This is a genomic window from Corynebacterium segmentosum (assembly GCF_900637825.1).
Classification (GTDB): domain Bacteria; phylum Actinomycetota; class Actinomycetes; order Mycobacteriales; family Mycobacteriaceae; genus Corynebacterium; species Corynebacterium accolens.
In genome coordinates this window covers 1,059,246-1,084,365 of sequence record NZ_LR134408.1, presented here as the reverse complement: position 1 = coordinate 1,084,365, position 25,120 = coordinate 1,059,246, and the positions used below count along the sequence as shown (strand labels likewise).

The window sequence follows — 25,120 nt, the reverse complement described above, 5'->3', positions numbered from 1 at the left end:
AAAATTCCTCCAGCCGCAATGACTGGAGGAATCTTTTTATTTGTACCCCGTACGGGATTCGAACCCGTGTTACCGGCGTGAGAGGCCGGCGTCCTAGGCCTCTAGACGAACGGGGCATAGAACTAGTGAGCCTGCTTTAGAAAGCATTTTCACTGCTGGCCTACCAGGACTCGAACCTAGAATGGCGGTACCAGAAACCGCTGTGTTGCCAATTACACCATAGGCCATTTGCTCACTCGCTTGGAACCGCACCGTTACCGTCTGCGCTCCCTTGCTCGCTGCAACGTGTTATAACTATAATGATCGTTGCCCAATGCGCCAAATCGCCAGCACAACCGGCATTTTTAGGCGTTTTCTTAGAGATAAAATAAAGCGGCGGATGACATCTATGTAAGTTCGATGTTCATCCGCCACTTTAGTGGGCTTTCTCCGTCAGGCTTCGGACGGTTCCGGTATTACTCGGCGGCCGGAACGTACGGAGTTGCCTCGCGGGCAGCGCGCAGGCGCGCCAAGGTGGACTCTTTGCCCAGAAGCTCCATGGACTCAAAGAGCGGCGGCGACACCTGAGCGCCGGAGATGGCTACACGCAGCGCGCCGTAGGCCTTGCGCGGCTTTAGCTCTAGGTCCTCGATGAGCGCCTTGGACAGCGCTGCCTCGATAGCGTCGGTCTTCCATTCCTCTACCGCTTCAAGGGTGTCAATTGCCACCTCGAGCGGCTGGACGGCGTCGTCCTTCAGGTTCTTCTTGGCAGCCTTCTCATCCAGGGTGAGCTCAGCATCGGGGGTGATAAGGAAGCTGAGTAACCCGTAGGCATCGGCAAGTGTCTTAATGCGCGTTTGCACCAGGTCCGCGGCGAAGGCGAATTTCTCGCCGTCATAATCGGCCGGGAAGTCGGTGTATTCCGTTAGGTAGTTGCGCAGACGGAAGGCAAATTCCTCGGGTTCGAGCAGGCGAATGTGATCGGCGTTGATCGCCTCGAGCTTCTTCTGATCAAAGCGCGCAGGGTTGCCCAGAACATCATTGACATCGAAGTTCTCAATTAGCTCGTCCATGCTGAAGATGTCCTGATCCGCAGACAAAGACCAGCCCAACAGCGACAGGTAGTTGAGCATGCCCTCTGGGATGATGCCGTTATCGCGGTGGTTGAAGAGGTTGGACTGTGGGTCGCGCTTGGACAGCTTTTTCTTCCCCTCGCCCATCACGAAGGGAAGGTGTCCAAACTCTGGGGTAAATTCCGCGATGCCAATTTCCTTCAGCACCTCATACATGGCCAGCTGGCGCGGGGTGGACGAGAGCAGGTCCTCACCGCGTAGCACGTGGGTAATCCGCATCAGCGCGTCATCCACTGGGTTGACCAGGGTGTAGAGCGGGGCGCCGTTGGAGCGCGCCACCACATAGTCAGGCTGCGTTTCGGACTTGAAGGACATCTCACCGCGTACAAGGTCGGTCCAGGACCAATCCTTGTCCGGCATGCGCAGGCGCCAGACGGGCTTGCGGCCTTCCGCCTCAAAGGCGTCAATCTGTTCCCGAGTAAGGTCACGGTCGTAGTTGTCGTACCCCAGCTTCGGGTCACGGCCTGCAGCCCGGTGGCGCTCTTCTACCTCTTCGGCGGTGGAATATGCGGGGTAGACATGGCCGGCATCGATAAGCTTGTTCAGGACATCCTTGTAAATGTCCATGCGCTGAGACTGCCGGTACGGTTCATGCGGGCCGCCTACATTGACGCCCTCGTCCCAGCCCAATCCGAGCCAGGTCAAGGAATCAATGATGGCCTGGTAGGACTCTTCCGAGTCGCGGGCAGCATCAGTATCTTCGATTCGGAAAATCAACTTTCCGCCGGTGTGGCGGGCATAGGCCCAGTTGAACAGGGCCGTACGCACCATGCCAACGTGCGGGGTACCAGTGGGAGAAGGGCAAAATCTAACGCGAACTTCAGTCATGGCCACCATCGTAGTGGAGCCGGGGGACACAGTCCGCACCAGCCCAAACCATCGCCTCACTCACATACCTAAAAGTGTGCACCCATCTATGTGGACACACACAAAAGGGGGTAGACGATAACGGTATTCATTATAAACCCACAGGTAAACGGGAACCGGTTTCAGTTGATTATCTAGTAATAGGAATCATTTTCTATAGTTTCGGAGTGAACCACTGACAACTGCAGAAAGGTAACGCGCTGGTGGCTTCTCCTCGTATCCGCTTCATGGCCGCGCTCAGCACAATCGCGCTGATTACCCCGGCTACCGCCTACGCCGGTCCAGATGATGGCAAAAACATCGCAACCCAAACCCACGTCGATTCCCCCAAGAGCTTTTGGGAAAGCGACAACTTCCTGCTGCGATCCGAATTTTCCGGTCAAACTCCGCTTATCGATGACACCGTTGCCTGGATTGGCAAAGGCTATTCCCGCGAAGACGAAGACGGTAAGCGCCACCAGAACTTTATGTATTCCCTGCCGCAAAACGGTACGCAGGATTACATCGGCGACCCAGGCACCATGTACTACACTGCCCCGTGGCAAGCCTCCGCTAACCAACAGCCCATCTGGATCGGATTCGGTTCAAAGGGGCTTCCCGTGGAAAATTTCCGCAACAACATCGCCTTCCTCGATCTTTTAAGCGTGGATGGCCCAGGGGACGTGGAGCTTTTTACCAATAAGGACGATAAAGACGGCACCGATCTCAATCGCATGCTGGGTTCGTTCGAGGACTCACCACACTCTGCATTTCTCGAACGTGGTAGCCACACTCACAACTACACGCTCTTTACCAAGCCCGGCCGTTATCGCTTGACCTTTCGCACCACCGCGCGCACGGCGGATGGGCAACTCGTGGCCAGTGAACCGCAGACCACCAGCTACCAAGTGGGTGGTCAAAAGCCAAAGGATGAAAAGACCCCGAGCCTCAAGGAACGTTTCGATAAATCCTCCTCCGGTGATGCCGCCGCTGCTGGCTACAGCCTGAGCATGGACAAAAAGCAGAACCTGGAAAAGGACGGTGACGATAAGCTCACCACCATTTCCTTTGATGCAAAGAATAAGGCATCCGGTACGCTTACGCTGCTTATCGATGGCTACTTCCTCACCGATCTGCCCGTCACCGATGGCCACGCCGAGTGGGATGAGTACATGGGCCCAGAATCGTCCAATATCCAGGCCGTCTTTACCCCAGAAGACGATGCACCGCGCTGGATTTCGCAGCAGGTGAAATTTACCCCCGGCTCTCCCGCCCACACCGATTCTTCCACTACCGAAGAGAAGTGGGAAGAAACCGAGAATCCGCGCCAGCTGGCTCCTACCGAAGAGGTAACGCTGCAAGAAACCGGCTATACGGTGCGGATGCGCAAACAGGGTGAAGAAGGAACCAAAATTATCATCGACATGGATGATAAAAACTTCAGCGGCGTGATGACTGGTGGTCTCTACAAAAACAAGAACGACGAGAAATCCTCTACTTCGGTGGAAGCAGCGATTACCAAGGGCCACGGAGAAGCCACTTTTACCTTCGGTAGGTACTCTGAAAACTACACTGCCAAAGTCAACGTCTTCCCGCACTCAACTGTCAAGGCCGGTCACGGAAGCACGGTGCTGACCGAGTCCTACAAATTCGATGAAAACTACGAAGTAAAAGACGAGCTTTCTACCAGCGCGGACGGGAACACCGCTACTCCAGGCGAAAAGCCTGGGGCCGGCGATTCATCCGCACCCAGCGATTCACCCGCGCCCGGTGATACGCCGGCACCATCTCAACCGCCACAGGACGAGGAAGCTCAGCGCTGCAGCGAAAAGCAGGTACTTGACCGTGGGCACGTCGATATCAAGGCACTGCCTACAGACGATGGTTTCCGTACCGTCCTTCGTGATGACACAGGACAAATTGATAAGAACTCGGTAGACCGCTCGCTGGATGACGTAGTGCTTGGCGTGCACAATAACGCGCTTACTCCTCGCGGCAAGCAGCTGGGTGATAAGAAATTCGATTTCCTTGGCAATATCGGTGACCGTTTTTACCACCTGCCACAAACGCAGAACCAAGCCATCATCTGGCCGGGGTATAACACCGAAAAATTGGATTACTCCAAGATGAAAGATGGCACGGTCAATTTGAACCTCAAGCCCACGCACACACCAGAGGGCGCTGAGTGGGGCGCATATATCGATAAGGCCAGGGGTGTCGGATATGACGTCCTTGCCAATTCCGCCGAAGACGACCACACGATCGAGACCACTTTCGCATCGCATAGGCATACCCATTGGGCTTTTACCAAGCCAGGAATCTACACGTTCGAGGCAACCTATACGGCAAGTACCACCGATGGCAAAGAACTTGCATCCGAGCCACAGACGTTGACCTTTGCCATTGGTGATGACGCGGTGAAGTCTTGTTCTACGCATGCGCCTTCCGATGCCCCATCGGAAAAGCCGTCCGAGAAGCCGTCCGACAAGCCTTCGGACTCGGCCAAGCCCTCGAAACCGTCTAAGCCTTCCAAGCCCTCGAAGCCGTCCGAGCCATCTAAGCCGTCAGCTCCTGCAGGCAACTCGTTTAATCCTTGGGCCTTGGTCTTGCCGGCGGTCCTTGGCATCACCTTCAAGGCCTTCTACAACTTCTTCCGCGACAACCAAGATCTCATTCGTGAGCGCTTTGGCTGGCGCATCTAATAACTAATCCGCAGCTAATGGGAACCCCACCCCAGGCGCTTTAAAGGAATTTCAACCATGGATACCAACACCACTTCGCGCACCAGAGCCCACCGGCCTGGCAGCCGCATTTTCGCGGCGGTGATTACCGCCCTCATCGCGTTTTTCGTTCCGGCCACGCCAGCCTTGGCCTTCGAGGACGTCTTTGACTCCGGCCATATCGATGCGTTCTACGTCACCGCACCGGATGGCCAGCTGCACCTATCCATGCAGGAAGACGTCACCGGTTCGCACGTCCAGCGCCCCGGCGATGACGTGCTGCTCCAGGTCGTGGAATCGGCATGGTCCGATGCCACCGAGGCTGTTCCCGAGATTGGTCAGTCAACCTACTTCCTGCCCCAGACCCAGGACCCGAATATCATCTGGCCAGGCTGGGATACGCAGCCGGCACGCGATGGCGGATTCACCAACATTGACTTCGAGTTCACCAATATCTCCGGGCCGGGCTCGGTCTATGTCTTTGAAACCACTGGGTTTGGCAACGTCGGTGCCGTGACCAATTCCGGTTCGATGGAGCTGACCAGCGGCGAGGTTATTAACCAGCCGAGTCCTGCACACCGCCACGTTAACTGGGCCTTTAGTGAGGCCGGTACCTATGAGATGACCGTTCAGGCCTCCTCCAATGGCCAAACCAGTAACGCGGTGACCTATACCTGGCAGGTGGGCGAAGGCGGAGAGGCAGTCTCCGGTCACCGTTCTGCGGGCGGTTCTGGCGATGCAGATAACTCCGGCAATAACGCTGGACACAGCAATTCCGAGGGTGGCCAAGGCGGCAACGCTGCAAGCGGCGGACAGTCCACGGACCCAGAGTGCCGTCCGGGTATTATCCCGAAGATTAAAGACGATACGGTCTCGCCACCGCAGTGGCGCGATGCCGATGGCGCGACTTTCTACCTCTCCGATAATTCCGGCGTCGAGCTGCCAGAAGATGTTGGACCCGTTTCGGCCGGCCAGGCGTGGATGATCGGTTCTACGCAGGTCGATGGCGTGCCGTGGCTTGGTGCGAATACCCAGAGCCCCTCCATGCGCGAGCACATTCCGGGCGACGTTACCTGGGAACTCGTAGACATGAAGGGCCCTGGTGCCATGATGGTCTACAGCCAGGGTGGCCTGGGCAAGATCGTCGGCGATGAATGGTTCCGCGGTGCCAACGGCGCCGTTGAAGGCAGCTACAATATCGCGCCCAATACCCACGTGCACCCTAACTGGGTCTTCGAAAAGCAGGGCACCTACGACGTCACCATTCGCCAGGTGGCGCAAACCTCCGCCGGCAAGCAGGTGGCAGGCCAAGCAACGCTGCACTTTGTCGTCGGCGGTGGCAGGCCAGAGGGCTCCTTCGATAATGGCCACTTTGACCTGGGTGCGGAAGTGAACCCGGATGGCGGTGACTGTGGTGTTGGCGCCGCAGCCGGCGCGGGCTCTAATGGCTCCGGCGCTGGCCAGGAAGCCGGTTCCGGTGCGAACGCATCCGGTAAGGGCGGCAACGCGGCTCTTGCCAATACTGGGACCCCCACCATGCCGCTCGGGATCGGCGTGCTCGGCTTGGGCATGCTGTTCCTTGGCCTGGGTATTGCACGCCTAGCTGTCGCGAGGGCAAAGAATTAATGCCAGTGCCCCACTACCGTTTCGTACCGCGCGGGCTGCAGGCCGTCGGGGCGCTCTTTAGCGTCTCCCTCCTTGCGGCAGGCTGCACGACCTCGGCAGCGGTGGATACCTCGGATCGCTTCAGCGTGGTGGCCACGACGCCCATTTTGGCGGATATGGCACGCCACGTCGCAGGCGAGGATGCTTCGGTCACCGGCCTTATCCCAAGCGGAAAGGACCCGCACACCTTTGAGCCGACGCTGCGCACAGTGCGCAACGTGGCCAATGCGGATCTTGCCTTGAGCAATGGATACCTCTTGGAACCGCAATCCCTGATAGATACCTTGCACGAGTCCACGGATGCGCCCGTGGTAGAGGTCGCTGACTCCGCCTCCACCCGCGGTGCGACCCTCGTACCGCTGGTTGAAGATGTCTCCCTGGATGCCATCTGGTTGGGCCTGCGCATTAGCGGTGCCGAACAGCGCAACTCCGGCGTGGATTTCCGCATGGTCTCTGCCGAAGGGCCAGGCGATGTCGCAGCCTACGTGGTCTCCACCTTCGGCACGCCGGAGGTGCTATTTAATAGCGCCGATGGCATCGACGCCGGCGATGACGCGGTCACCCTCCCGGCCAATGCTCACACGCACGTCTCGTGGGGTTTTTCGGAGCCGGGCATCTATAAGCTGGGCTTTCAGGCAGATGGCACAGAGGTAGAGCACCTCACCGTCGCGGTGGGCGTGAACCCGCCGGCAGATATGGATGTCATTGATTCCGGCCACGTGGATATTGCCGCTGATGTGGCTAAGGGATCTATTGATCTACGCGATCAAGACCAGCATTTTGATCCCGCGCTTACCGCGGTAGCGGTCCCCTCCTCGGTTTTGCAGCCCATTCCGCCGGACCCCGCCTATCGCTTCTTGGGCACGCCCGGTGCGGATACGTACCTGCTCCCCCAGGCGGTCTTGGGTAAACACATCCACGGCGAGGTGGATCCGCACCTGTGGCACAACGTGGACAATGCCATTGCTTATGTCGATGTCATCGCTGAAGAAATGGCGAATGCGGATCCGTCCCACGGCGCCGAATACCGCGCCCGTGCTGAGTCCTATATCGCGGAGCTGCGCGAGCTTGACGGGTATGTGGACCGCGCGATCTCTTCCATCCCGCAGAGCAACCGCCACTTGGTCACCACCCACCACGGCTATGCCTACTTAGAGCAAGGCTATGGCCTGTCGGTGGCTGGGTTCGTGACGCCCAATCCCGCCATTGAGCCTTCGCCGCGGGAGGTCATTGCCCTGCGCCGGACGCTGGAGAACCTGCACCTTCCCGCGGTCTTTGTGGAGCCGGTGGAACAGGCCAGCGCCAGCACGCTGAAGGAGGCCGCCGCGCAGCAAAACGTGGAGCTATGCCCCATTTACGGCGACACGCTTGATGATGCCGTGCCTACTTATATCGATCTCATGAAATTCAATGCTGACTCGCTGCAGCGTTGCCTACATCCTTCGAATGGAGATAACCATGCTTAACATTGCCTCTCGAACCGTTACCCGCGCGGCCACTCGCACGGCAGCCTGCATCGTCACCGCCGGATTGGCCGTATCCGCAACGCCCGCTTGGGCCGGCGACCTCGCGCAGGTGGTTGGCGCGGATGAAACCGTGGCGCCAGAGGGCGAAGAAAAGGTCATCGATGCGGGCCACGTTGATATCGGCACGCTGCTTAATGGCTCTGATGCCGAGCTATTGGCCCGCGATGATGCAGGCGATTCCCCGGTGTGGCGTCACCTTGATGACCTGGTGTTCTCGGTGGGCGATGCGGCCCAGCAAACCCTGCCGGATACCGATGATTTTAGCTTTGTGGGTGCCCAATCCGGCGAGGATGTCTGGGTTGTACCGCAAACAGAACAGGTCGGCGTCCCGTGGCTGGGGTGGAATACCCAGGCGCCTTCGCTTGTCGATAACGCCGATCGCGGCGTCACCATGGAATTCCTCGGACACTCCGGCCCAGGGGATTTTTCCCTCTTCTTGCAAAACGGCGGCTTTGAGGCACCCCAGCTGCTGTGGTCTACGGCAGAAAAAGGCGAGTCTGAATTCTGGGTAGACCTTAATACGCACACCCACGCCAACTGGACTTTTACGGAGCCGGGCACCCACCAGGTGGGCATCCGGATTAAGGGTGAAACCACAAACGGCGAGGAGTTTAGCACCGATGGCGTACTGACCTTCGCCGTAGGCGATGGCGCAGACATCCAGGCCGCCCAGGATGCGGAGTGGAACCCAGCAGACGCCACAACCGAGGATTCTTCCCTGCCGGTATGGGTGTATGTTTTGGTCGGCGGCGGAATCATCGTGCTGATCGCCGGTGTTGCCGTGCTCGCGAAATCCCGCAAGCGAGGCGATGGCCATGTCTAAGCCGTGCATTCAGGTGCGCGGATTGCAGGTAGCCCTATCTCTATCTGGCCGCACCGTGATTGAGGACGCCAACCTCGAGGTAGGTACCGGTGAATTCATTGGGCTTCTAGGCCCCAACGGTGCAGGTAAGACCACGCTGATGCGCTCTATTTTGGGCCTTATCCCCTCCTCCGGCACGTGTACCGTCACCGGCTCTGTGGGCTATGTTCCCCAGCGCCACGAGGTGGAATGGGGTTTTCCCATCAACGTGTACCGCACCGTGCTCAGCGGGCGTACCGGGCTCATCGGGTGGTTCAAGCGCCCGAGGAAAAAGGATCACGCCGCCGCTGCGGAGGCGCTGCGCTTGGTGCATATGGAGGAATTTGCCTCCCGTCCCATCGAGGAGCTTTCCGGCGGCCAGCGCCAGCGCGTACTGATCGCCCGCGCCCTCGCCATCCAGCCACAGGTCTTGCTGCTCGATGAACCTTTCACCGGGCTCGACGCCCCGAATACCGAGGCCCTTTTGGAGCTTTTCGCCGAGCTTGCGGAGCAAGGAAAATCCATCGTGATGTCTACCCACAACCTGTCTGAGGCGGCGCACACGTGCAAGCGCCTGGTGCTATTTAATCGCACGGTCATTGCAGACGGTCCCGCCGAGGAGCTTTTGGCCGACAAGGATCCGTGGACCCGCGCGTTTGGCGTCAGTGCCTCGTCCCCGTTGCTCGCTGCGATTGGAGTGGCTGCATGATTGATATCTCATTTATCGATTTCCTGCGGGATTTAACCAATCCCCACCTCGATTTCCTCGCCCGGGCGGTGGGCATTTCGCTCATCGCCGCCATCGTGTGCGGGGTCATCGGTTGTTATGTGGTGCTGCGCGGAATGGCCTTTATTGGCGATGCCGTCTCGCACGCCGTGTTCCCAGGCCTAGCCATTGCCTTTGCGCTGCAGACCTCAGTCCTCTTGGGCGGGGCGGTTGCCGGTGCGGTCGTCGCGGTGCTTATCGCCGCGTTTTCGCAACGCAACCACGTGCGCGCGGATTCCATCATCGGCATCTTCTTTGCCGCCGCCTTCGCCTTGGGCATGGTGATCATCTCGCGCACGGATGGCTATAGCGCCTCGCTGACCAGCTTCCTCTTCGGATCGCTCACCGGCGTTTCGAGCACGGATATCACCGTCGCCGCGAGCGTCTGCCTCGTGGTCCTAGCCGTAGTCGTGGCCTTTGGCCCGCAACTCAATGCCACCTGCTTGGACCGAGAGACCGCCCGCGCCATGGGCCTGCCGGTCTTTGCCCTGGATATCATCCTCTACCTGTGTGTGACCGCCGCGGTGGTCATTTCCGTAAGCACCATTGGCAATATCTTGGTCCTCGCCCTGCTGATTACCCCGGCCGCCACGGCGCGCCTGCTGACGGCCAACCTCACCACGATGATGTTCCTCTCGGCCATCATCGGTGCCGTCTGCAGCTTCTTCGGCATCTATTTGGCGTGGGCCATCGATCTTCCCGCGGGCGCAACCATCGTGTTAACGCTCACGGTCCTCTTCCTCATTGTCTGGGCCCTGCACCCCTTCCTGCGCTCTCGCCGCAAACCGGGCCACTCTTCTCCTCGCGTGCCAGCCAACGCTTCCGAGAACACCCCACGAAAGGAAACCATCGAATCATGAAACCCTTGTGCCGTACCGCCCTTGCCCTAGGCACCGCCGGATTCCTCAGCGTGGGAACCCTCACCGGTGTGGGTCTACCCTCTTCCGTTATGGCCACTGCGAATGCCGCAGAGACCTGCAGCGCCGAGGACTTTATCCGCATCACCGAAGGCCACCAAGACATGGCGCTCAAGGATGAAGGCGGGGATATCAGCTTTGTGGTCAAAGACGACCAAAAAGAAAAGGAATACCAGTCCGAAGAATTCGCGGTAGAGGTAGCGGAGAAGAACAAGCAGCGTATTTCTGATCTCAAGATCCCTTCCCTGCCCGACGAGGGATGGGTGCTCCCGCAAACCCAGATTAAAGACGTTCCGTGGTTGGGGTTTAATACCCAGGAACTCTCGGAGGAATACCTCGGCTCGAAGCAGACCGCGACCCTAAGCATGGCCATCGCGTCTGGTCCCGAGGATGGGCGCATCGTGGCCTTCCAGAATGAGGGCATCGGCGATCTCAAAGTCCGTATGGACACCGAGGACGGCACCGCTTGGGACTATCCGGGCAGGTCCCACTCCCACCCTGCCTTCGCTTTTACCAAGCCAGGCACCTACGCCGTGAGCTTTACCTTTGAGCTTCCCGATGGCTCCCGCCACCACCTGCACGCCGGATTCCTCGTGGGCGATGACGCGGATCCAGCAGAGCTGTGCGGCGTGGACTACGACGAGTCCGATGATGCCGAAGGAAGCGTCCCTTCGGGCGGAACCTCCCGCCCAGATCAGCTGGCCAAGGACATCAAGGGAGTAGATAAGGCCATCGCGGGCCTGGATAAGGAGCTGGAAAATACCCTGAAGGAAGGCCAAAAATTCCTCGAGGGCGATAAGAAGAAGGAGAAAGACTCCAAGGATAAATCGGGCGATAAGCCGTCTAAGCAGGGTCAGTCCGGTGGATCCGGCGGCTCCGGTGGAAAGGCCGCAGAGAAAAAATCTGGTTCGAAGCAGGGATCCACCCAAGGCTCTAAGTCGGGGTCAAACTCCGGATCCAACAAGGGATCGGCCCACGGTTCTGGGGCAGGCTCTGGTGCTGCGTCGCGCAATTCGGGTGGAGGCTCATCGAAGGGATCATCGTCAAGCAGCGGCTCTCGCTCCGGTTCTAAGGCCTCGCAATCCAAGTCCGGCGGAAATTCTGGCCAGAAATCCGCGGGCAAGTCCACCCCGCAGTCCAAGAGCAGCAAGTCTAAGGACAGCAAATCCAAGGGCACTAAGTCCGAAAACCGGAGTACGGAGCCTGCACCCAACGCCTCCGCGGGCGGCAAGGGCCAGAACAATGAGGCGCTTGCCGATGCCGCCTACACCGCCTCGCTGACCAAGAGCAGCTTCTGGGCTGGCATCTTGGCAGGGCTCGGCGCATTCGCGCTCGTGCTAGGAATTGGTCTTTTGGTCTATGTCCAATTCTTCCGCAAGAAGGGCGCCGGCGAGCAGGCTGCACAACCCGAGCAGCCAGAGCAATCTGTGCCGCCGCAGGCCGATGATGCCACGACGCAGATTCCGCGCGTGCGCTAATGCTGCCCCGGGTTGCGCCCGGGCCCCTACACGTGGGTTTTGGTGGCTAAAAAGGACCACACAATGTTTGCGGTATCCGGCTGCCAGAACCACGTGTGGTCGCCGGGTACCTTGTACAGTTCCACGTCCTTGGCGCACCCATTAAAGCCCAGGCGCTCGGAGTGACCGGCGGCGGGGTGGGACTGGAAGGTCATATCGCAGTGGTTGCGGTGCAGATAGCCGCCTAAGACGGTGCGCACGGGAAGGTAGCCGGATTCATGGCGGGTGCCACCCTCATAGGTGAGCATTTTATCCCTGGTGCCGTGCATGATGAGCGTGTGCATCGGCGCATCGACGCAATTGGTTTCCACTGGGGTATAAAACGCCCCGGAGACCATCGCTACCGCCGCGAACATATCTTGGGCGTGGCAGCCCAATACTGAGGTAAAACCGCCCCCATTGGACATTCCCATGGCGTAGACGCGGTTGCGGTCCACGTGATAGTCCGCATCCACAGCATCTAAAATGCGCTTGATAAAGCGGATATCCTCGCCGTCGCGCGTCTTTGCATAGGGCGCTGGCTCCCAGGCGCGTTCGAAGCCTTCTGGATAGACGATGATCGCATCATCGGTGGCCTTAGTCGTTCCCATGCGCGCGTAGCCAGAGAACTCCTCCGGGGAATCTCCCCACCCACCAAATCCAAAGAGCACCGGTGTAGGAGCCTCGGGCGAGTAATTATCTGGGATGCGCAGGAGGTAGCGACGCTTTTTGCCTTCATGCTCCATCTCCAGCGACCGCGTGTCCCCAGGAGCAATGGGCGGATGGGGGTTGATGCTGGCATCAGGCGCTGGGCGCGCCGGCGCCACGTCTGGGGCTGGGGCCGGCGCGGGTGCTGGCTGGTTCGGCGTGGATTCCTCAACGCCTTCTGGCAGCAGGTGGGAGTCATCCGGTGCCGGTTCCGGTGCAGGGGCGGGAGGGGCCGGTTTCTCGGGAGCTGCTGGCGTTTCTTGCGCAGAAGCCACTGCCGGGGCAGAGAACGCACCGCTAGCAATCAGGAGCGCTGCAAGGAGATAGCCGGCCCGTAGGGAAAATTTAGTAACATTAGCCACATTGTTAACACTAGCCACAGCCGCCGCGCCAACGGGTGCCCACACGCTTGGCGGAGGGCAATTTCTACCATCTTTTAATAAGGCACTAAGCTAGATCCTCATGCACGAAGACAGACCAAGCACCGCCCCCGATTTCTTGCTCTCCCGAGCAACGGGGTCTGTCCGTACCCAAGGTGCGCGGGCAACCTTTACCAGTGCCGAGGCCGCGGTTGACTCCTTGCGCCGCGGCGATGCCGAGATGGTAGTTGGCGCCATCCCCTTCGACTCCGATACCCCCGCCGCCTTGACCGTTCCAGAGTTCATCATCCGGGAAGACGGGCCGCTAGAACCCCACGCGTTTTACCGCAACCAATCGCTCAATTCCCGCGTCGTGGGCTTTGACCCAGAGCCCGAGGAGCACCTGCGCCGCGTGGAGGCGGCCATCGGCACCATCGAGACCTCCAAACTAGAAAAGGTGGTCCTCGCCCGCGCGGTCGATATCGAATTTGCCGCCCCCATCGACCCCCGGCTCGTGGCCGCGCGCCTTATCGATCTCTCCGTCAACCGCGACGGGTTCATTGCGGATCTCTCCCCCGCAGGCCGCCCAGGGGCCATGCTGGTTGGTTCCTCGCCGGAGGTACTCATCAAGCGCCAAGGCTCGACCGTGTCTGCATTTCCACTCGCCGGCTCCACGCCGCGCCGAGCCAATAAAGCGGCAGACCACATTGCCAGCCAAGACCTCTTGCACTCCGCCAAGGATCTGCTCGAGCATTCCTTCGTGGTAGAACACCTGCGCAGGATATTAGAGGCGCTGTGCAGCAGCCTCGATATCCCCGAGACCCCGCAGCTCATACACACCAGTGAGATGTGGCACTTGGGCACTCCGGTCACCGGCACCTTGCGGGATAAAGAGCTCACCGCCCTGGAATTGGCAGAAGTAGTCCACCCCACCCCTGCAATCTGCGGCACGCCAACGGAAGCGGCGCAGGCGCTTATTGAGACCGCCGAGACCGACCGCGGCTTCTATGCCGGCACCGTCGGCTGGTGCGATAGCTCTGGCGATGGTGAATACATGGTAGCCATCCGTTGCGCAGAAGTTGCCGGCGATGGCCTCTCCGCCCGCGCGTGGGCCGGCGGCGGCGTGGTCGGTGCCTCCAATGCCCAAGCCGAGCTGGAAGAAACCACCGCCAAGCTCCAAACAATCCTTCGCGCGCTCAGCCTTTAAAAGCGCGGTGGGGCTTAGCGCCTCTTCGCTACCAAGACCACATCACTGGTGTGATGGGCGCCTGCGCCGCTAGTAACATGGCGCGGCGATCGCCGCAGGGTCTGCACCGTCAATTCGGTAAGATTTTCTGCCAGCCATTCCGGCATAGCAATTTCTTCTGATTCCATGTCGTGGTGAACATAGAGCAAGGTTCCACCCGGGCCAACGAGTTTTTCCAGCAATGCTACTTCCCCTGCGGTGGCGCGGACGCTGCCGTAGTGGACTGTAACCAGATCAAAGGGGGCGTGGCTAAATTCATCAAAGGTGGCAACCTCGGCGGGGACTCCACGCGCCTTGGTCCGCGCTACGGCCGTGGGAGCAAAATCGATGCCGAGCACTTGCCAGCCACGCTCGTGTAACCACTGGGCGTCAGCGCCTTCCCCGCAGCCGATATCGAGGGCGGTACCGGCCGGAAGGTCGCTGACATGGTCCACCAGCGTGGCATTCGGGCTCCCTGACCACACCTGTGCGGTGGCGCGGTAGCGCTCCTCCATCTCCTGCGCGCTCGGCGCGGACCCGCGGTGGCCTTGATGCGAATGTTCCGGCACGCCGTTCTCCTTCTACCAGTACCTCACCAGCGGCAGCTGCATTGCAGTGAACCTACTGCGCCCTGGCAATCGTATTGCGCAGGGTGCCAACCCCTGGAATCTCAACCTCAATGGTATCGCCCGGCACCATTGGTGCGGTTCCTGCAGGCGAGCCGGTAGTGATGACATCGCCAGGCAGCAAGGTATAGGCGGCAGAAATCTCTTCCAAGATGCCGCCCATCTTGACGATCATCTGATCCGTATTGGAATCCTGCTTCTGCTCCCGAGAACCATCGTGGGTCAGGTACGCATTGATCTTCTGATCATCAAGATCCAAGCTCTCTAGGTCCGTTTCAATCCACGGGCCCAGCGGGCAGAAGGTATCAATACCCTTGGCGCGCGCCCACTGGCCATCCTTAAATTGCAGGTCACGCGAGGAAACATCGTTGCAAATGGTGTAGCCCAAAACGTGGTCTTTCCAGTTTTCAGCCTTGATATTCTTCGATGGCTTGGAAATAACCACGGCCAGCTCGCCCTCAAACTCCACGTTGGTGGCGTAATCGGGAATCTTGATGGCCTCATTCGGGCCGATGACCGCGGTCGATGGCTTCAAGAAGATGGTTGGCGGCAGCGAATCCGAGGACTTCTTAAAGACCTCCGCGACGTGGTCGGCATAGTTCCGGCCGAGCGCTACGACCTTGGTAGGCAGGGTCGGCGCCAAGAGCCGCACCTCGCCCAGCTTCCATTCACGGCCGGTGGGCTCCGGTGGGGTAAATGGCGTGCCGGAGATTTCTTTAGCTACAAGCTCCTCCATCGGGGCATCTTTCGGCCCGTCAATGATGGCAAAGCAAATTCCTTCTGGGTGTGCAATTCGTCCTAAACGCATAACGGCCATCCTACTAAACGGTAGCCTTTACATGTGTGCAAAGTTTGCGGTGTTAATTTGCGAAGATCCTTTAGGTCCCCGCCGGAACCGGATTCGCACTCAGGATTCCTTACGCTTAAGCCTTCAGGCTCCCCGCGATGCGGTCTCCCACCTCGACGGTCTTGATTGGGGCATCGCCACGCTTGGCGATGTCCTCCGCCACCGCCTTTTCAATCTTCTGTGCATTGTCTTCATCACCCAGCTGCCGCAAGAGCATCGCCGCCGACAAGATGGCCGCGGTTGGATCCGCGATGCCTTGTCCAGCAATATCGGGCGCCGAACCGTGCACCGGCTCAAACATGGAGGGGTTCTTACCCGAGGCATCGATATTGCCCGATGCAGCCAATCCAATTCCGCCGGTAATAGCGCCTGCTAAGTCCGTTAAGATATCGCCGAAGAGGTTATCGGTAACGATGACATCGTAGCGGGCCGGATCCGTCACCATGTAGATGGTCGCGGCATCGATGTGGTTGTAGTCCACTTCCACCTGCGGATATTCTGCCGAGACTTCTTCTACCGTGCGGTGCCACAGATCGCCGGCATTGACGAGGACATTCGTCTTGTGCACCAGGGTCAGGTGATTGCGGCGCTGCGATGCCCGCTCAAAAGCCTCCCGCACCACGCGCTCTACCCCAAAGCGGGTATTTTGCGAAACCTCGCTGGCTACCTCGTGCGGCGTACCTTCCCGCAGCGTGCCGCCATTGCCGCAGTACAGGCCCTCGGTGCCTTCTCGCACCACGACGAAATCAATCTCGCCCGGGTTAGCCAGCGGCGAGTGGGCCGTGGGATACAAGATGGAGGGGCGCAGGTTCACGTGGTGATCGAGTGCAAAGCGCATCTTCAATAACAGGCCGCGCTCCAGAACACCTGGGGGGACCTCGCCGGGTGCACCAATGGCGCCCAGCAAAATGGCATCGTGCTCGCGCAGGCTGGCCAGGTCCGCGTCCGTTAAAAGCTCGCCATTGCGCAGGTAGCGCCGCGCGCCCAGGTCATAATCGGTGGTTTCAATATCGCTGCACACCGCCCGCAATACCTTCAGGGCTTCCGCCGTTACTTCTGGCCCAATGCCGTCGCCGCCAATAACCGCTAATTTCATTAGATAAGATTCCTTTCTCACATAGTGGATTAAACATTAGCCTACCAAAGGAAACCCGCCCATCGCAGCAGAAATCTGTGCGATGGGCGGGCACACGTACGCGGTTAGGCCACTCTCCTAACCTGCGCTGAGGTTATTCATCCATGTCGAATTGCTGGCACGTAGCGCCAAGGGCCGAGTTGATCTCCTCGATGAGAGAATCTGGCACCTCGGACTCCACGCGCAAGATGAGCACGGCATCGGATTCCTGCTTGCCCTGCGTCAAGGCCGCGGCGATGATGTTGATACCTGCTGCACCCAGCTTGGTACCCACGGTACCCAGCGCGCCTGGGGCATCGGCATAGCGGAAGAAGAGGTTGCGGCCCTCAGCCCGCATGTCCACGCCGCGGCCATTGATGCGCACAAACTTTTCGGTCCCGTCGATGCCAATGAGAGCACCGGTAAGCGAAGACGTCACGCCCTCTGCGCTAATGACCTTGACCTGCAAGGAAGAACGGTGGCCCTTGGATTCTGGGTTGGTGGATACCGAAACCTCGACCCCGCGGCTTTCGGCAATCTTCATCGCGTTGACGAAGGTAACCGGCTCTGAGGTCACGCCGCTAAACAGGCCGCGTACGACGGAAAGGCCCAGTACGTCCACGTCCTCAGTGGACAGCTCGCCGCAAGCCTCGATCTCCACGGCGACGGGAGCCTGGTCCAACAGGCGTCCGGCCGTAAGGCCCAGCTTGCGGGCGAGGTCGAGCCAGCCGGCAACCTCTTCTCCCACCGTGCCGCCGGAGACGTTGACCGCATCGGGAACGAACTCGCCGGCCAGAGCCTTGAGCACAGATGCGGCGACATCGGTACCCGCGCGGTCCTGTGCCTCCACGGTGGACGCGCCCAAGTGCGGCGAGACCGTGACCTGCGGCAGCTTAAACAACGGGGAATCCGTGCACGGCTCCGTGGAGTAGACGTCAAAGCCCGCACCGCGGTGGTGGCCGGAGGTAATGGAATCCGCCAAGGCCTGCTCGTCTACGAGGCCGCCGCGGGCGGCGTTGATAAGAATCTGGCCTTCCTTTGCCTTGGCCAGAAGCTCCGCGTTGAACATTCCGGCGGTCTCGGGCGTCTTTGGCAGGTGAATGGTGACAAAATCTGCCTGCGCCATCAGCTCTTCCAGCTCGACCAATTCCACGCCAAGCGCTGCCGCACGCGCCGGATTGGCATAAGGATCGTGGGCAATAATCTTCGTTTCAAAGGCGCTTAACCGCTGGGCAAAAAGCTGACCGATGTGGCCGAAGCCGACGATGCCAATAGTCTTACCGTAAACCTCGACGCCCTTGAAGGAAGAGCGCTTCCACTCGCCCTCGCGCAGGGACTGATCCGCCGCAGGAATCTGGCGGGCAGTGGCCAAGAGCAGGGCAATCGCCTGCTCGCACGCAGAGTGGATATTGGAGGTGGGAGCGTTGACCACCATGACGCCCTTATTGGTGGCAGTGTCAATATCCACGTTATCCAGTCCCACGCCTGCGCGGCCCACAATCTTCAGTTTGGGCGCTGCTTCTAAAACTTCAGCGTCGACCGTGGTGGCCGAGCGCACGAGCAGCGCATCCGCCTCTGGAACCGCGGCAAGCAATTCCTCGCGGTTCGGGCCATCTACCCAGCGCACCTCGACGGAATCCCCCAAAGCCGTCACAGTGGATTGGGCCAATTTATCGGCGATAAGAACTACCGGCTTCGACATATCATCCTTCGTTTCACTTCGTTGTGCATTACGCGACAATAACCGCGTGTGAAGGAAGTGTAGTTCAGTTTGGGGTGCCCTGCCGTATTTTTTCCTTAAATTCTTTCACATGACCGAATTCCGGGCCCAAAGCGATAAGCGAGCCCTCATCGAGCCCTGCCACCATGGCCATACTCCGCTTATCTTCCAGCGGATCCGCCGTCGGCATCACCAATACCGAGCCACCATAGGCCGCGGCAGTAATGACATTGGCTACCGGACTATCCGCCGTGGCCACGATATTGGGCGCCATCTGGCCATCGCGCCGCGACTGTGCCGGGACGGCCGGCAGCTTTTTGCCATCATCGTCAGGTTCGCCCTCATAAGGAATCCAGGCAGGACGCAACTCAACGTAGGGTGTTTTATCCAGCCGCGCGATGTCCTTGACCACCTGGTTCGGCGAGGCAACCACCTTGGACTCGTACTGGAAGGCCGTAAAATCCCCCAGCGCTTCATGCGTTCCCGGATCCTTGATGACAGTGAAATCACCGCTGGATTGCGTCCACGGGATATCGCCCACGATGACGAGTCGTTTTACCTCCAAGTCTCCGACCAAGTTGAGGATGTCACCGCGGCGCGAAGGATCGTATTCCACGGCTGGCAAGTGCTGGTTAATCGCCAACGTTGCCGCGCGCAACACGGATTTATCATCGGGCGCAAAGAGCACCATGGAATCTGAATCATCGAAGAAGGCCCGCGCGGCGTCGATGCCACTCGGATCGTCGATGATGTCCAGCTTGCCGGCGAATTTGGGATCGATAAGGCGGTTTTGATTCTCTGACTTGGCGCGCTCAAGCTCAACATCGGACTCGGAGAGATCCGAAAGCCCACGCTTAACAAGCTTGGGCTCCTGCAAGGCATCACCGCAGCCAACAAGTACGAGGGAGGCTGCGATAACCACTGCAGCCGCCCGATACCTCTTAGCGGCCAAACGCATGTGGCCCCTCTTCACCGCCGGCCAGGTTTGCTTCATCGACATCTCGAATGACGGGAATGCCTAAGGTTTCTTCCACTAGATCCACGAAGCGATGGCGACGATCAGCCAAGAATTCCTGAATTTTTGACTCCCTCAGGTTAGCGACATCGAGGTCGTGCGATGCCAGGACGGCATCAAATTCCTCGTCTTCCATGATGGACTTGGACTGCACGCGAGGCAGGTAGCGGTTCGGCGCGAACCCATCGAGGACGACCTCTGTGCGCTTGCCCATCGGAGTGTAGTTCATGACCGAATAGGCCAAGACCGAATCCACCCCGTGGCGCTGGCACCAATTCAGTGGGAATACCGGGAAAAATCCGGGCTTCAATTCTTCAAAGGTGTGGCGAGTAAATTCGCTGCCCGTCCGCCAATCCTTCGCGCCGCGGGCCATAAGCAGGGCGTAGATTCCGTGCCACACCCCATCGTTTTCATCGACCGAAAGCAGGCGGGATTCCCGGAATCCTGCATCCGCGACCGTCTTGGGAACATCGTCGGTGGCCCCGGCAACCCACTCGGTCACCTCGTCCACGTCGCGCGCAGCGCGCAGCGGCACCGCGGAAGAACCGTAGAGCTCGCCAAAGACGCCACACCAGAACCACTGGTCAATGCGATCCCATGCCTGCTGGCTGGAAAGGGCCCCAGGCCGCTTGGCCAGGCGCGCGATGATGACCGCCAGCGGCACGATCTGTTCCGTATAAGGAACCTGATCGAGGCTTAAAATGCGGCGCTGCGCCAAGAATTCGGCAACCTCGTGGAAGGTAATGCGCAGGTCGTGCGCGGCCGCCTTGTACTCGGACAGGGACAGCTTCAAAATGTCTTCGCGCTGGCCGCCGGCATTGCCCTTCTCCCCTGTGACCAAGAGGGATACTGCGGAGAGGAATTCATTACGTCCGATGCCATCGAGCGCAGGAGAATCCCGCAGATCCTTTTCCACCTGCTGCCAATCGTTGGCAAGGTGGAAGGTCGGATCTTCGGAGGCAAAGACGGCGGTTAAGAGATCGAAGACATCCATCTGTAAGCCTGCGGAATTTGCCTGGGCAAAGATGGAACCGATTCCGGAGCGCTCCGTTTCGCGGGATAGCCGGATCATGGGGATATCGTAGCCCGCTAAGGGGCGCACGATGCGGTTATTGAACGCGGCAAGTTCGGCGCTGTATTGCTCGTGTGTGGCGGCGAGCTCGAAAAGCATGCTGGTGCCTTCCTCGCTGAGTAGCGAGGCCACGGGGATGCACATATTGTCCAGCCCATCCTGGCGGCAGGTAATAGCCCCATCAACGTCGGGGCCGAAGTGCGAGCAGATCTCGCCGTTTTGGTCGACGGCGAAAATGGCGTCATCGGCAAGCAAGTCCCCGCTTACCGCGGCGCGGACGTCGATGAAAAAGCGGCGGTGGACCTTCTTTTTCCGGAAGTCAGTGGTCTTGACAAAACCCTCGCCATTAAAGCAGTGGTACAGGGAGGTAAGGCGCTGTTGGCCGTCCAAGAGCAGCAACCCGGGCTCGACGCCAACCTCGGGCGCACCCGCCAGCACCCTAGGGCGGAAACGCATCTTTTCATTGCGGGTATCCAGGGCCATCAGCGCGCCGATGGGGTATCCACGCAGGACCGTAACGATAAGTGAGCGGATGCGGTCTTCATCCCAGGCGTAGCTGCGCTGGAAATCCGGAAGCTGGATATCGCCCCGGTCAATCCGCGAAAAAAGGTCCTTGAGATCATAGCTTGGCGTCGTAAAACCCATAGGGCCAATACTACCCGCAACATCTTCGCGATACCTCACGGGCGTAGCGCTGGAATCCAAGGTACAAGTAAGAAAAGCGGCCCACGGGGAGTTTCCCGCGGGCCGCACTGGATTCAGCTATTGACTAGGCAGTAGCGTCCAAAGGATTCTTGACCCAGCTCATGAGATCGCGCAGCTTGGTGCCGGTCTTTTCGATCTCATGCTGCGCAAATTCATCGCGCAGGTCTTCCAGTTCCTTGTTGCCGCCCTCAACGTTGGCGAGCAGGCGCTTGGTGAAGGTGCCGTCCTGAATATCGGACAGGACATCCTTCATGCGCTGCTTGGTATCGGCGTTGATGATGCGTGGACCGGAGATGTAGCCACCGAACTCAGCGGTATCAGAGACCGAGTAGTTCATGTTGGCAATGCCACCCTCGAACATCAAGTCCACGATGAGCTTCATCTCGTGCAGGACCTCGAAATATGCCATCTCTGGCTCGTAGCCGGCCTCGGTGAGGACCTCGAAACCGTTGCGGATGAGGAACTCGACACCACCACACAGGACGGCCTGCTCACCAAAGAGGTCGGTGACCGTCTCTGCCTCGAAGGTGGTAGGGATAACGCCGGCGCGGGCGCCACCGATGGCAGCGGCATAGGACAGGGTCAGGTCATGGCCCTCGTTCTTCGGATCCTGCTCAGTGGCAATCAGGCAAGGAACGCCCTTGCCGTCAACGAACTGGCGGCGGACCAAGTGGCCCGGACCTTTAGGTGCGACCATACCGACGGTGACGGACGCAGCCGGCTCAATCAGCTTGAAGTGGATATTCAGGCCATGTCCGAACAGCAATGCATTGCCGTCCTCCAGGTTTGGGGCGATGTGCTCTTCGAAGATCTCCTTCTGGGAGGTATCCGGTGCCAAGAGCATCACGACGTCGGCCCACTTGGATGCCTCCGCGACGGACTTGACCTCGAAGCCGGCCTCTTCTGCCTTGGCTGCAGACTTGGAGCCCTCGCGCAGGCCGATAACAACCTCGACGCCGGAATCGCGCAGGTTCTGGGAGTGGGCGTGGCCCTGGGAGCCGTAACCGATAACCGCTACCTTGCGGCCCTGGATGATCGACAGGTCAGCATCGTCGTCGTAGTAGGTATCAATTGCCATTTCAAATCCTCAATTCTTTGGTAGGAAAAGCTGTAATGAAGCGTCCTAACGCAGAGTATATACCACTGCGCGAGACATTGTGTTCACATCGTGAGATTTTATTTACTTTTTGGGAGCCGTAGCCTTCGGGCCGCGCCCCAAGGCTACGTGGCCCGATTGCACGAGTTCGCGAATGCCGAAGGGCTCGAGGACCTCAAGTAGCGCCGCGAGCTTGCCCGGCGTACCGGTAGCCTCCACGATGACCGATTCCTTTGCCACGTCCACCACGCGGGCGCGGAAGATATTTACCGCATCCACCACCTGCGCGCGGTTAGAATTATCAGCCGCCACCTTTACCAACATGATGGCGCGGGCGACGGTGGAATCTTCCTTGAGTTCCACGACCTTGATGACCGGAATGAGCTTATTGAGCTGTTTGGTGACCTGCTCAATAATGACCTCAGAGGCATCCACGACGATGGTCAGGCGGTTAATCCCTGGGGTTTCCGTGTGTGCGGAGACCAAGGACACCAGGCTGTAGCCACGGCGGCTGAACATTCCCACCACGCGGGCGATGATGCTTTCTACATCCTCGACTAATACCGATAAGGTATGGCGAGTTACCTCGTTGTGCGTCATGGTTTATGCCTCCTGGATGGTTTCGTCGATCTCAGCCGGGGTTTCCGCGGCGGATTCAGCTTCATCAAAAAGCGGGCGCAGGCCGCGGGCGTACTGGATTTCCTCATTGGAGGCACCGCCGCCGATCATGGGCCAGACTTGCGCATCTTGGCCGACGATGAAGTCAATGACAACTGGCTTATCGTTAATTGCCTGCGCGCGCTTAATGGCCGGAACGACATCCTCTTCGCACGTGACCCGGATAGCTTCGCAGCCAAGAGCCTCGGCCAAGCGGACGAAGTCCGGGGTGAAGGCGTTTTCTTCGCGCAGCTTGGTGTGCGAATAGTGCCGATCATAAAACAGCGTCTGCCACTGCCGGACCATTCCCAGGTTGCCGTTATTGATGACGGCAACCTTAAACGGGAAGCCCTCCAAGGCTGCGGTGGTAAGTTCCTGATTGGTCATTTGGAAGCAACCATCGCCGTCGATGGCCCAGACTTCTTTATCTGGGCGCGCCGCCTTTGCACCCAAGGCAGCGGGAACGGCGTAGCCCATGGTTCCGGCACCGCCGGAGTTGATCCACGAACGCGGGTGCTCAAAGTCCAAGAACTGCGCGGACCACATCTGGTGCTGACCCACGCCCGCACAGTAGATAGCTTCCGGCCCAACGGTCTCGCTGAGCTTTTCTAGGACGAATTGTGGGTTCAACAGGCCATCATCGGTGGGCTCATAACCGCGCGGGAAACGCTCCTGCATACCGCGCAGGTAATCGTGCCACTGTTTCACATCGGCGGCAGGCTGCACGTCCTTCTTGCGGTACTCCTTGCTCAACGCGGTCAAGCACTTTTGCGCATCGCCGACGATGGGGACCGCAACTTCCCGGATCTTGCCAATTTCTGCCGGATCGATATCGGCGTGGATAACCTTCGCATTGGGCGCGAAAGTGGAGGTATCACCGGTCACGCGGTCATCGAAGCGGGCACCAATGGCGATGATGAGGTCCGCGCGCTGCATGGCCGCGACGGCTGGGACGGTGCCGTGCATGCCAGGCATTCCCAGATGCAGCGGGTGGGAATCTGGAAAGGAGCCCAGGGCCATCAAGGTGGTAACCACGGGGATATTCGTCAGCTCTGCAAACTCCAGCAGCTCCTGGGAGGCGTTGGCTTTCATGACTCCGCCGCCGACGTAGAGCACGGGCTTTTCCGCATGCGCCATCAAATCCACGGCCTGGGCCACCTGCCGGTGGTGCGGCTTGGTAACCGGCTTGTAGCCTTGCAGGTCAAGCGTTTCCGGAAAGTGGTAATCCAAAAAGCCGTTTTGCACGTCCTTCGGGATATCCACGAGCACCGGACCGGGGCGGCCGGTAGAAGCCAAGTGGAAGGCGGCCGAAATAGCGGAAGGGATCTCTGCGGGATCCGTCACGATGTAGTTGTGCTTGGTAATCGGCATGGTGACACCGCGGATATCGGCCTCTTGGAAGGCATCGGTGCCCAAAAGGTTGCTGCCCACCTGGCCGGTGATGGCGACGATGGGAACGGAGTCCAGGTTGGCATCGGCAAGCGCGGTAACCAGGTTGGTCGCACCAGGACCGGAGGTAGCGATGCACACGCCCACCTTTCCGGAGGCCTGCGCATAACCCTCGGCGGCGTGGCCGGCGCCTTGTTCATGGCGGGTTAGCACATGGCGCAGCTTCGTTGAACCATGCAGTGCATCGTAGAGCGGAAGCACGGCACCGCCTGGAATACCGAATACGAGATCGGTGCCCAGATCTTCCAGCGTGCGGACAATAGCATGAGCCCCACTCATTCGCTCCGTGGGCGCAGCAGAAGTCGCAGCGGCCGCGGAAGCGGGCGTGGGCGAGGATGTCGTTACCACGGTGTATGTGCTCCTTGGGTTGGTCTGTCATGGAAACTGATCATCGAGGGAAACGCCCTAGTTACAACTAAAGCCCCCGCGGGCCGGTGGTCTGCGGGGGCGAAAGCGTCGACGTTCAGGAAACGCCGCGGTCACCGCCGCGCTCGCACCACCTGAAGTCGAATAATGATCATATTTCCAACTATATACCGATAGAATTATATCTGGAAGCGGTTACCCCCTTTTGGGAAAACTTTCCCACATGTTGAAACGCGGCGGAAAAATGGTTCGCTTCCCCACCGCATGGTCAA

Annotated in this window: 19 protein-coding genes and 2 tRNA genes; 8 read left to right on the top strand and 13 right to left on the bottom strand. The window is 59.2% G+C overall.

The window, feature by feature from the left end; translation table 11 throughout:
* Positions 1-43: 43 nt before the first annotated feature.
* From EL217_RS05235 to gltX, 3 genes are all read right to left on the bottom strand, one after another.
* Positions 44-116, bottom strand: a tRNA-Glu gene (locus EL217_RS05235).
* A 39-nt stretch (positions 117-155) separates the two neighbouring features.
* Positions 156-227 (bottom strand) — tRNA-Gln (locus tag EL217_RS05230).
* Between the two features lie 228 nt (positions 228-455).
* The gene (gene gltX, locus EL217_RS05225) at positions 456-1,949 is read right to left on the bottom strand and encodes a glutamate--tRNA ligase (protein WP_126320035.1); all 1,494 of its coding nucleotides are present in this window, start codon (positions 1,947-1,949) and stop codon (positions 456-458) included.
* Positions 1,950-2,182: 233 nt separating this feature from the next.
* Between gltX and EL217_RS05220 the strand changes: the two genes are divergently transcribed.
* The 7 genes from EL217_RS05220 to EL217_RS05190 are packed head-to-tail and all read left to right on the top strand — an operon-like array spanning position 2,183 to position 11,871.
* Entirely contained in the window at positions 2,183-4,660 is a 2,478-nt protein-coding gene (locus EL217_RS05220; protein ID WP_232018398.1) for a choice-of-anchor M domain-containing protein, read from the top strand.
* A 57-nt stretch (positions 4,661-4,717) separates the two neighbouring features.
* Positions 4,718-6,304, top strand: a complete 1,587-nt coding sequence (locus EL217_RS05215) for a choice-of-anchor M domain-containing protein (protein ID WP_126318886.1) — start codon at positions 4,718-4,720, stop codon at positions 6,302-6,304.
* On the top strand, positions 6,304-7,809 hold the full coding sequence (locus EL217_RS05210; protein ID WP_126318884.1) for an anchored repeat ABC transporter, substrate-binding protein: 1,506 nt from the start codon (positions 6,304-6,306) through the stop codon (positions 7,807-7,809). The genes EL217_RS05215 and EL217_RS05210 overlap by 1 nt, the downstream gene beginning before the upstream one ends.
* Positions 7,802-8,692 (top strand): choice-of-anchor M domain-containing protein, encoded by an 891-nt coding sequence (locus EL217_RS05205; RefSeq protein WP_172596716.1) that lies wholly within the window; start codon positions 7,802-7,804, stop codon positions 8,690-8,692. Before EL217_RS05210 ends, EL217_RS05205 begins: the two co-directional genes overlap by 8 nt.
* Positions 8,679-9,419 carry an anchored repeat-type ABC transporter ATP-binding subunit gene (locus EL217_RS05200; RefSeq protein WP_126318880.1) on the top strand — a complete coding sequence of 247 codons (741 nt, stop codon included), beginning with the start codon at positions 8,679-8,681 and terminating at the stop codon, positions 9,417-9,419. The genes EL217_RS05205 and EL217_RS05200 overlap by 14 nt, the downstream gene beginning before the upstream one ends.
* On the top strand, positions 9,416-10,336 hold the full coding sequence (locus EL217_RS05195) for an anchored repeat-type ABC transporter permease subunit (RefSeq protein ID WP_126318878.1): 921 nt from the start codon (positions 9,416-9,418) through the stop codon (positions 10,334-10,336). Before EL217_RS05200 ends, EL217_RS05195 begins: the two co-directional genes overlap by 4 nt.
* On the top strand, positions 10,333-11,871 hold the full coding sequence (locus tag EL217_RS05190; RefSeq protein ID WP_126318876.1) for a choice-of-anchor M domain-containing protein: 1,539 nt from the start codon (positions 10,333-10,335) through the stop codon (positions 11,869-11,871). Before EL217_RS05195 ends, EL217_RS05190 begins: the two co-directional genes overlap by 4 nt.
* A gap of 26 nt (positions 11,872-11,897) precedes the next feature.
* On the opposite strand, the gene EL217_RS05185 is transcribed toward EL217_RS05190, so the two are convergent.
* Positions 11,898-12,959, bottom strand: a complete 1,062-nt coding sequence (locus EL217_RS05185; protein ID WP_232018397.1) for an alpha/beta hydrolase family esterase — start codon at positions 12,957-12,959, stop codon at positions 11,898-11,900.
* Between the two features lie 100 nt (positions 12,960-13,059).
* On the opposite strand from EL217_RS05185, the gene EL217_RS05180 reads away from it, so the two are divergent.
* Entirely contained in the window at positions 13,060-14,163 is a 1,104-nt protein-coding gene (locus EL217_RS05180; protein ID WP_126318874.1) for an isochorismate synthase, read from the top strand.
* Between the two features lie 14 nt (positions 14,164-14,177).
* On the opposite strand, the gene EL217_RS05175 is transcribed toward EL217_RS05180, so the two are convergent.
* From EL217_RS05175 to EL217_RS05135, 9 genes are all read right to left on the bottom strand, one after another.
* The gene (locus EL217_RS05175; protein WP_126320032.1) at positions 14,178-14,696 is read right to left on the bottom strand and encodes a class I SAM-dependent methyltransferase; all 519 of its coding nucleotides are present in this window, start codon (positions 14,694-14,696) and stop codon (positions 14,178-14,180) included.
* A gap of 106 nt (positions 14,697-14,802) precedes the next feature.
* Positions 14,803-15,615: a fumarylacetoacetate hydrolase family protein gene (locus EL217_RS05170; protein WP_023017826.1), complete on the bottom strand. Its 813-nt coding sequence runs from the start codon at positions 15,613-15,615 to the stop codon at positions 14,803-14,805.
* A 115-nt stretch (positions 15,616-15,730) separates the two neighbouring features.
* Complete coding sequence (locus EL217_RS05165) at positions 15,731-16,750, bottom strand: 3-isopropylmalate dehydrogenase (RefSeq protein ID WP_126318872.1); 1,020 nt, start codon at positions 16,748-16,750, stop codon at positions 15,731-15,733.
* A gap of 133 nt (positions 16,751-16,883) precedes the next feature.
* Positions 16,884-18,470, bottom strand: a complete 1,587-nt coding sequence (gene serA, locus EL217_RS05160; protein ID WP_005280258.1) for a phosphoglycerate dehydrogenase — start codon at positions 18,468-18,470, stop codon at positions 16,884-16,886.
* Between the two features lie 64 nt (positions 18,471-18,534).
* Positions 18,535-19,446, bottom strand: a complete 912-nt coding sequence (locus tag EL217_RS05155; protein ID WP_023028713.1) for a hypothetical protein — start codon at positions 19,444-19,446, stop codon at positions 18,535-18,537.
* Positions 19,430-21,220 carry a GmrSD restriction endonuclease domain-containing protein gene (locus EL217_RS05150; protein WP_126318870.1) on the bottom strand — a complete coding sequence of 597 codons (1,791 nt, stop codon included), beginning with the start codon at positions 21,218-21,220 and terminating at the stop codon, positions 19,430-19,432. Before EL217_RS05150 ends, EL217_RS05155 begins: the two co-directional genes overlap by 17 nt.
* 124 nt (positions 21,221-21,344) lie before the next feature.
* The gene (gene ilvC / locus EL217_RS05145; RefSeq protein ID WP_005282520.1) at positions 21,345-22,358 is read right to left on the bottom strand and encodes a ketol-acid reductoisomerase; all 1,014 of its coding nucleotides are present in this window, start codon (positions 22,356-22,358) and stop codon (positions 21,345-21,347) included.
* Between the two features lie 102 nt (positions 22,359-22,460).
* Positions 22,461-22,976: an acetolactate synthase small subunit gene (gene ilvN / locus EL217_RS05140; RefSeq protein ID WP_126318868.1), complete on the bottom strand. Its 516-nt coding sequence runs from the start codon at positions 22,974-22,976 to the stop codon at positions 22,461-22,463.
* A gap of 3 nt (positions 22,977-22,979) precedes the next feature.
* Positions 22,980-24,830, bottom strand: coding sequence for an acetolactate synthase large subunit (locus tag EL217_RS05135; protein ID WP_126318866.1), 1,851 nt, complete (start codon positions 24,828-24,830; stop codon positions 22,980-22,982).
* Positions 24,831-25,120: the final 290 nt, after the last annotated feature.

Coding starts and splice junctions, on each gene's coding strand:
- EL217_RS05165 (WP_126318872.1), bottom strand. CDS start 16,750: ATGAAATTAGCGGTTATTGGCGGCGACGGCATTGGGCCAGAAGTAACG.
- EL217_RS05195 (WP_126318878.1), top strand. CDS start 9,416: ATGATTGATATCTCATTTATCGATTTCCTGCGGGATTTAACCAATCCC.
- EL217_RS05200 (WP_126318880.1), top strand. CDS start 8,679: ATGGCCATGTCTAAGCCGTGCATTCAGGTGCGCGGATTGCAGGTAGCC.
- EL217_RS05175 (WP_126320032.1), bottom strand. CDS start 14,696: ATGGAGGAGCGCTACCGCGCCACCGCACAGGTGTGGTCAGGGAGCCCG.
- serA (WP_005280258.1), bottom strand. CDS start 18,470: ATGTCGAAGCCGGTAGTTCTTATCGCCGATAAATTGGCCCAATCCACT.
- EL217_RS05205 (WP_172596716.1), top strand. CDS start 7,802: ATGCTTAACATTGCCTCTCGAACCGTTACCCGCGCGGCCACTCGCACG.
- EL217_RS05190 (WP_126318876.1), top strand. CDS start 10,333: ATGAAACCCTTGTGCCGTACCGCCCTTGCCCTAGGCACCGCCGGATTC.
- EL217_RS05215 (WP_126318886.1), top strand. CDS start 4,718: ATGGATACCAACACCACTTCGCGCACCAGAGCCCACCGGCCTGGCAGC.
- EL217_RS05155 (WP_023028713.1), bottom strand. CDS start 19,446: ATGCGTTTGGCCGCTAAGAGGTATCGGGCGGCTGCAGTGGTTATCGCA.
- EL217_RS05150 (WP_126318870.1), bottom strand. CDS start 21,220: ATGGGTTTTACGACGCCAAGCTATGATCTCAAGGACCTTTTTTCGCGG.
- gltX (WP_126320035.1), bottom strand. CDS start 1,949: ATGGTGGCCATGACTGAAGTTCGCGTTAGATTTTGCCCTTCTCCCACT.
- ilvC (WP_005282520.1), bottom strand. CDS start 22,358: ATGGCAATTGATACCTACTACGACGACGATGCTGACCTGTCGATCATC.
- EL217_RS05170 (WP_023017826.1), bottom strand. CDS start 15,615: ATGCGTTTAGGACGAATTGCACACCCAGAAGGAATTTGCTTTGCCATC.
- EL217_RS05180 (WP_126318874.1), top strand. CDS start 13,060: ATGCACGAAGACAGACCAAGCACCGCCCCCGATTTCTTGCTCTCCCGA.
- ilvN (WP_126318868.1), bottom strand. CDS start 22,976: ATGACGCACAACGAGGTAACTCGCCATACCTTATCGGTATTAGTCGAG.
- EL217_RS05210 (WP_126318884.1), top strand. CDS start 6,304: ATGCCAGTGCCCCACTACCGTTTCGTACCGCGCGGGCTGCAGGCCGTC.